The sequence below is a fragment of the Microcoleus sp. AT3-D2 genome (genome assembly GCF_036705715.1).
In the GTDB taxonomy this organism is placed as follows: Bacteria; Cyanobacteriota; Cyanobacteriia; order Cyanobacteriales; family Microcoleaceae; genus Microcoleus.
In genome coordinates, this window is record NZ_JAUBVE010000011.1 from 59990 (window position 1) to 67993 (window position 8004).

Consider the following 8004-nt stretch of genomic DNA (forward strand, 5'->3'; position numbering starts at 1 on the left):
GTTCCTCCCCAGCAACGGGAATCAAAAAAATTAAGAATTAGGGGAACAAGCCCGCTACTGTTAGTGTCAAACGCGAGTATAATTGTGAAACGTTTTGACTACCCTATTTAATTCCTGCCTCTGGAGCCGCCGCCCATATGCCATCAACAGTGAATACAGAATCAACAGCGGTTCAATTTAACCAACAGGGAGAAACATACTTATCCCAAGGAAAAATAGAAGAAGCGATCGCATCCTGCGAGCAAGCTTTGAAGATTCACCCCAATTTTGCACCAGCTTACAAGACTTTGGGCAACGCGCTGCAAGCTCAAGGCAGGATGGAAGAGGCGCGGCACTGGTACGCAAAAGCGATTGAAATAGAACCGAATTTTGCGGAAGTATATGCGAATTTGGGCAGCCTGGGCGCGCAGCAGCAAAAATGGCAGGAGGCGATCGGATTTTATCAAAAGGCGATCGCGATTAAGCCGAATTTCGCGGGAGTGTACCGGAATTTAGCAAAAGTATTCGGACAAATTAGCAAACCGGAAGAAGCCCAGCAGTGCTGGTATCAAGCATTTAGTTTGGAACCGGAAAAAGTACCGCCTGGGGAACACTTGAATATGGGCGACGCTTTTTTTCGGCAGGAAAAATTTCCCGAAGCGATCGCTTGTTACGATCACGCCATAAAATTAAATCCTAATGTGGCAACTGCTTACCAAAATTTGGGCGAAGCGCTCAAAAAACAAGGCAAGTTAGAGGAAGCGACAGCATATTATCGAAAAGCTATTGAACTGAACGCAGCTAATGCGAGAAACGGCAGCGAGGGACAGCAAACTTTGGCGGGTGCAACGGCGACAAACGGTGCAGTTAAGCAGCAGCCCGCAGCAACCGCAGTTAAGCCGCCAGTGCAGCAGCCAGTTAAGCCGCCAGTGCAGCAGGCAGTTAATTCTACAATTAATATAGAAGATCCAGAAGGATACAAAATACTGGCAGAAGGCTATTTTGCTCAGGGCAAATTGGAACACGCGATCGCAGCTTGCAAGAAGGCGCTGCAAATTAAGCCGGAAGCGCCGCTTTACAAAATGCTGGGCAACGCCCTGCAAGCTGGCGGCAAGATTGATGAAGCTAAAAGTTGCTATGTCAAAGCAATAGAAATTAACCCAAATTTTGCCGAAGCTTATGCTAATTATGGCAGCATTTGCGCGCAGCAGGAACAGTGGCAGCAAGCGGTTTCAGCTTACGAAAAGGCGATCGCCCTGAAACCGGATTTTGCGGGTGCTTTTCGCAATTTTGCGAAACTGTTAAGTCAGTTAGGCAAGTCGGAGGAGGCGGCTGAGGCTTGGTATCGAGCATTTGCGATCGACCCCAAATCCGGCACCGCTGAGGAACACGAGAATTTAGCAAAAACTTTGATCGAGCAAGGTAAGGTAGAGAAGGGAATTGAGTGTTACCGGCGCGCGGTTGAGTTGAACCCAAATGCTGGTGCAGCTTATCACGAATTGGGCGAAATTCTTAAGGGTCAAGAACAGTGGGAAGCGGCGGTAGATGCTTACACTAATGCCATTAGAAATAATCCCGATCTTTCTTGGTCGCACAACAATTTAGCAGAGTCGCTGGTTAAGTTGGAACGGTGGGAGGAAGCTGTAAATGCTTACCGCAAAGCGATCGAATTAAATCCAGATTTTAGCTGGTCTCACAACAATTTAGCAGATGTGTTGCTGAAGTTGGAACGGTGGGAAGAAGCTGTAGAGTCTTACCGGAAAGCAACAGAATTAAATCCAGATTTCAGTTGGTCGCACAACTATTTAGCAGACGCGCTGATTAAGCTGGGAAGGTGGGATGAGGCAATTTCGGCTTACCGAAGGTCGATCGAATTCAATCCCGACCATTTTTGGGCGCACAACAATTTAGCAGAAGCGCTGGTGAATTTGGAACGTTGGGATGAGGCGGTTATTGCGTACCGGCGTGCTAACGAAGTTAATCCGAATTTCTTCTGGTCGCAGAGCAAGTTGGGCGACGTGCTGCTAGAAATGGAAAGGTGGGAGGATGCGATCGATGTTTACCGACGCGCGGCCGAGTTAAATCCTGATTTTCCGTGGACTTATTACAACATGGCAACGGCTTTTGAGAAGCTGGAACGGTGGGATGAGTCGATCGCCGCTTACCGCCGCGCTGCGGAAATTCAGGCGGATTTGCCGTGGCTTTCGCAAAAGTTGGCTGATGCTTTGAGGATGCGATCGCAGTGGGATTTGAAGGAAGCGATGCGTTTGTATCGGCGGGCGATTCAGGAGAATCCAGATGACGTGCAGTTGTATCACAAGGCGCTGGAGATTGCGCCGAATGATGCTGACCTTTATGTTGAGTTGGCTAATGCTTTGGTGCGGCACAGTTGGCCGGATGGGGCGATCGTTTTTTATCAAATGGCGTTGCAGATTCGGCCTGATGACAAGGCTATTTCTGGGCTGTTAGAAGAGGTGTTAAAAAAAAAGGGAATAACTAAAACGGCGGAAAAGAGCGATCACGCTGTTCACGGACACTCTGGAAAGGCGATCGAACACACCCCTGGGATAGCTGCGGAGTACCACGAATTAGGGTCGTCTCTGCAAGAAGAAGGTAAATTTGCCGAGGCTGTGGCCGCCTACCGCAAAGCAATTTCAATTAATCCCAATTACTTTGGAACTCACCACAATTTAGGCGATGTCCTGAAATGGATCGGTAAAGTTGATGAGTCTATTAAAAGCTATCAGAAAGCGGCTGAACTGAATCCAAATTTTGTTTGGTCGCACCACAACTTAGCGGATGTATTTCAACAAGAAGGTCGGCTTGATGAAGCTGTTGTTGCTTATCGGAAAGCGATCGAGGTTGCTCCTGACTTTGGCTGGTCGTACCACAATTTAGCAAAAACTTTAGCTAAACAAGACAAGCTTTCGGAAGCTCTGGAAGCTTATCAGACGGCGAGCAAACTCGATCCGAAACTTTTTGGTTTGGATTACCAAAACTTGCGAGATTCGCTATTCCTCGGTCAAGACCCAGCTTACACCAAGTGGCGCGCTAAGAACAGCCCCAGAGAAGCTGACTTGCGGAAGATGGCTGAAACATTAGAAATCTTTAACTACAAGCCGCTGATTAGCATCGTCATGCCTGCTTACAATACGCCAGAAAATTATTTGGAGGAGGCAATAGAATCAGTTCTGAATCAGATATATCCCTACTGGGAATTGTGCATTGCGGACGACGCCTCAACTGCGCCTCATGTCAAGCGAATTTTGCAAGAATATGCAGCCCAAGATAGCCGGATAAAAGTAGCTTACAGAACCAAAAATGGTCACATTTCTAACTGTTCCAATTCTGCTTTGGAGTTGGCGACGGGTGAATTTGTGTCTTTATTAGACCACGACGATACACTGACACCAGAGGCGTTGTATGAAGTGGTGCTGCTGCTGAACCGCCACCCGGAAGCGGACATGATTTATTCAGATGAAGACAAGATTTATCAGGATCAGGAACTGATAAATCCTTTCTTCAAGGCAGAATGGAGTCCGGATTCATTTTTATCTCGGATGTACACTTGCCATTTGGGAACTTACAGGCGATCACTAATTAATGAAATCGGCGGCTTTAGACCCGGTTTTGAAGGAGCTCAGGATTATGATTTGGTTTTGAGGTTTACAGAAAAAACTGACAAAATCTTTCACATCCCTAAAATTCTTTACCACTGGAGAATGCACGCGGGTTCGGCTGCTGGCGGTGTAGATGCTAAACCCTATGCCTATGATGCAGGGCAAAAAGCTTTGCAAGAGGCGATCGAACGCAGGGGCGAACCGGGGAAAATTGAAGGCGTTCCCTACTTTTTGGGACACTTTATTGCACGCTACCAAATTGCGGATTACAAGCGGGTCAGCATCATTATTCCGACGCGGGATTTGGGGGATGTTTTGGACAATTGCTTGGAGTCTATTTTTACTAAGAGCGTCTACCCCAACTACGAAGTTATCGTCATCGACAACGGCAGTCAAGAGCAACACACGGCGGAAATTCTGGCTAAATGGACGGCTAAGGAATCAGCGAGGTTTAAAAGTTACAGACTCGATATTCCGTTTAATTTCTCTAAGATTAACAACTACGCTGCTAGCAAAGCGGAGGGAGATTACTTGTTGTTCTTGAATAACGATACAGAGGTAATTACTCCCGATTGGATTGACGGGATGGTTGAACAAGCTCAGAGAAGCTCGATCGGGGCTGTCGGCAATTTGTTGATATACTCAGATAACAAAATCCAGCACGCGGGAGTGGTTATGGGACTCGGTGGCGGAGTTGCCGGTCACAGTTATTACCATATGCCGCGATCCATACCAGGATATTTCGGGAATGTGGTAGGCATGAATAATGTTTCAGCGGTAACTGCTGCCTGTTTAATGTGTCGCCGCGAAGTATTTGAAAGTGTTGGGGGGTTTGACGAAGAACTAACAGTGGCGTACAATGATGTGGATTTGTGTTTGAAAATGCTAGAGAAAGGGTACCGCAATATTTACCTGCCTCATGTAGTTCTCTACCACCACGAATCTAAAAGCCGGGGTTACGAAGACTCGCCTGAAAAGAAAGTGCGGCTGAGGAAGGAATCGAAGCTGATGGAAAGCCGCTGGCAAAAATATATTGATAATGACCCTTACTACAGCCCTCATTTAACCAGAGCTTGTCAAGACAGCGGTATCAGATTGGAGGACGAGAATTGGCGGCCGACGAATTAGGAACATACCCATGAATTAAGGGTGTCAATTTAAGACTGAAACTCTCTGTATCTCTGGTTTGTACCAAAGTCTCGATCCCCCTAAATCCCCCTTAAGAAGGGGGATTTTGAACGCTTATTGTTCACCCCTTGTAGGAGCGGTGCCCCCGTGCCCGCCCTGGACTAGGGAAATCTAGAGGATTGTGACTCAGACTCAAGAAGGAAGACTTTCAACACTCTTGTCCCCCCCTTGCTAAGGGGGGCTAGGGGGGATCGAGAGGATTGTGACTCAGACAGAAAACCGATACAATTCACCTGACGGCACCAATGTCAAAAACCTGTAGGGGCGGGTTCACCGATAGCTTCAAGGAATACCCAAAGACTAAAAAACCCGCCCCACCCCGCGCGAGAATCCTGAAGATTGACATGGGTGCAAGATGTCAGATACAAGGTACTTATAAACCCAGCCTCGACCAAGCTAAAAAAATGAAATCTACGGTACAAAATTATGAATAACTCATTACAAGTGCATGAAGAGACTGCTTCTAATTATTTTCATCAAGGCAACCTCCTGAAACAATCTGGTAAATTTGAGGAAGCAGCAGCCGCCTACCAGCGCTGTACTGAACTCAACCCGGAATTTTCCTGGTATCACCACAATTTGGGTGAAGTTTTGGCGAAGTTGGGGCAGTGGGATGGCGCTGAGAGAAGCTACCGCAGGGCCTGCGAACTCAACTCCAATTCTGCCTGGTATTGGCACAATTTAGGGGAGGTTTTGGAACAGCAGGGGAATCTCGATGAGGCCGTGGCTGCGTACCGCAAAGCTGTGGCAATATATCCGGATTTCTACGAGTTTCACAATAGTTTGGGAAAGGCTTTGTGCTTGCAAGGTCAACTCGATGAATCTATAAGTTGTTTGCGAAAAGCGATCGAGCTTGACTCGGAATCGGCTTTGCCTTACCAAAATTTGTGGGAGGCTTTGGCAAGATTGGGACGGGTTGATGAAGGGATTGATTGCTTGCGTCATGCGATCGAGCTAAATCCGGGCGAGGGAGATTTGTACCTGAAGTTGGCAGAAGCTTTGCAAGGCAAGAATGAATTAGCAGAAGCCGTGGGTTATTACCGGAAGGCGATTGAGTTGAAGCCTGATTTGCATTGGTCTTACTATAAAATGGGAACGGCTTTAGCGGCACAAGGTAAATGGGAGGAGGCGATCGCAGCTTACACGAAGGCGACTGAGTTGGAACCGGGTTCGGCGATCGTTCACCACTATTTAGGGCATACTTTGTCGCTGATGCAGCGGTGGGAGGAGGCAACCGCTTGTTATCGGAAAGCGATCACTCTTGCCCCCAATGTTGCTACCGTATACTTTCATTTAGGCGATGCCTTAGCGACACAGCAAAGGTGGCACGAAGCTGTAGCTGAGTACCGGAAGTCTGTCGAGATTGAACCAAACTCTCTTGAATCTCAAGACCATTTAGGATTTGCTCTGGCTCAACTTCAGCGCTGGGACGAAGCGATCGACTCCTATCGCAAAGCTATTGAGCTAGCCCCCGACTCGGATGTGGTTTATTACCATTTAGGAGATGCTCTACAACAGCGATCTTGTATCCCGTCTCTTACACAAGAAGTTCAGTCGGATTTAGATGAGGCGATCAAGTGTTATCGCAAGGCGATCGAACTTAACCCAAGGAATGTCGAGACTTACCAAAAGATGCTGGAGATTAAGGCTGACGAGTATGAATTATACAAACCATTAGGCAATATTTTGTTAGAGCAAAATCGGGTGGATGAGGCAATCGCTTGTTATCAAAAGGCACTTGCAATTAAATCCGATGAGATTGAAATCCACCAGAAGTTAGGGGAAGCTTTTGTAATAAACAATGCTTTAGAAGATGCGATCGCGTCGTATCGCCAGGCTGTTGAGCTTAACCCAGAGGATGCTCAAATTTATCATAAGTTAGGGGAAGCTCTGCAAAAACAAGGTAATTTAGATCAAGCTATTTTTGCCTACCAAAGAGCTATCTATATCGAGCCAAACTACTTTGGCTCTCACCATAATTTAGGGGATGTCCTTCAACAAAAAAGTTTTTTTGAGGAAGCTATCACCGCCTACAATCAATCTATTGAGCTGAACCCAAACTTTGTATGGTCTCACCATAACTTAGGGGATGCCCTGGCCGCCAAGGGAAATCTTGAAGAAGCTATTAGTTCATACCGCCAAGCTATTGAGGTTGATTCTAATTTTGCTTGGTCTCACCACAATTTAGCCAAAGTTTTCGCCAAACAAGCTCGGAATCGTGAAGCTGTTGCTTCTTACTTGAAGGCTATAGAACTCGATCCTAGTTTTTTTACCCAGTATTACCAAAAATTAGAAAAGGCTCTACTGGGTGACTAAGGTGCGATTCACCTGAAGTTTTATTCTATGCCTGCCCCACAAATCTACTTGTGCCCAGTATTGGCTTAACCCTAACGGCTCGACCCATTAATTGTTTCCACTCTTCTGAGTTAGTCAGCGAATAGGTATCAAATTCACAACCTTTTTCTGAGGAAAACTTAGCCAAACTTTCTAACCAGTCATTAACGGTTTGGGTTCCTGAAAAAGGCGTATATTTTAAAGATTGCTGCAAGCACTCCTGCATCTTAGTCAAAGCGTTATTGTGATAAGCGCGACACGCCTCCCACACTAAAAGTCTGTACTGCATCTGGTCTTGTCCATCTTTATCGTTGCCTAAAACTTGCTTAAACTGGGATAGTTCTAATTCTCCTTGGGTCTGATGCAGTTGTATTTCGGACTGTTGCAATTGCTCTTGAGTTTGATGAAGCTGAGTCTGAGACTGTTGCAATTGCTCTTGAGTTTGATGAAGTTGAGTCTGAGATTGTTGCAATTGCTCTTGAGTTTGATGAAGTTGCATCTGAAATTGTTGCACTTTTGCCTCGATTTGATGCTGTTGCGTCTGAGATTGTTCTAATTTTTCCTTAATTTGATGCAGTTGCGTCTGCAATCGGTTCCATTCCTCTTGCTTCTGATGCAGTTGAGTCTGCGACTGTTCTAATAAAGCCTCGCTTTGATGCAGTTGTATCTGTGACTGTTCTAATAAAGCCTCGCTTTGATGCAGTTGTATCTGTGACTGTTCTAATTCTCTCTGGCTTTGGTAAACTTGAGAGTGCGAGTGCGCCAATTCTTCCTGCGTCTGATCGAGTTGAGACTGCGATCTCTTTAATTCCGTTTGAGTCTGATGCAGTTGAGTTTGGGAGTTTTCCAATTCCGTTTGAGTCTGATGCAGTTGAGTTTGGGA

The 8004-nt window shown here is 46.3% G+C and carries 2 protein-coding genes and 1 pseudogene; 2 read left to right on the plus strand and 1 reads right to left on the minus strand.

Annotation, left to right across the window (positions count from 1 at the left end; all coding sequences use genetic code 11):
- Positions 1–137: 137 nt before the first annotated feature.
- Together QUB44_RS07310 and QUB44_RS07315 are read left to right on the plus strand one after the other, a co-directional pair.
- The gene (locus QUB44_RS07310; protein ID WP_333364941.1) at positions 138–4727 is read left to right on the plus strand and encodes a tetratricopeptide repeat protein; all 4590 of its coding nucleotides are present in this window, start codon (positions 138–140) and stop codon (positions 4725–4727) included.
- Positions 4728–5213: 486 nt separating this feature from the next.
- Positions 5214–7103 carry a tetratricopeptide repeat protein gene (locus QUB44_RS07315; RefSeq protein WP_333364943.1) on the plus strand — a complete coding sequence of 630 codons (1890 nt, stop codon included), beginning with the start codon at positions 5214–5216 and terminating at the stop codon, positions 7101–7103.
- A gap of 25 nt (positions 7104–7128) precedes the next feature.
- Here QUB44_RS07315 and QUB44_RS07320 read toward each other — a convergent pair.
- A pseudogene (locus QUB44_RS07320) lies at positions 7129–8004 on the minus strand (hypothetical protein); the annotation flags it as partial.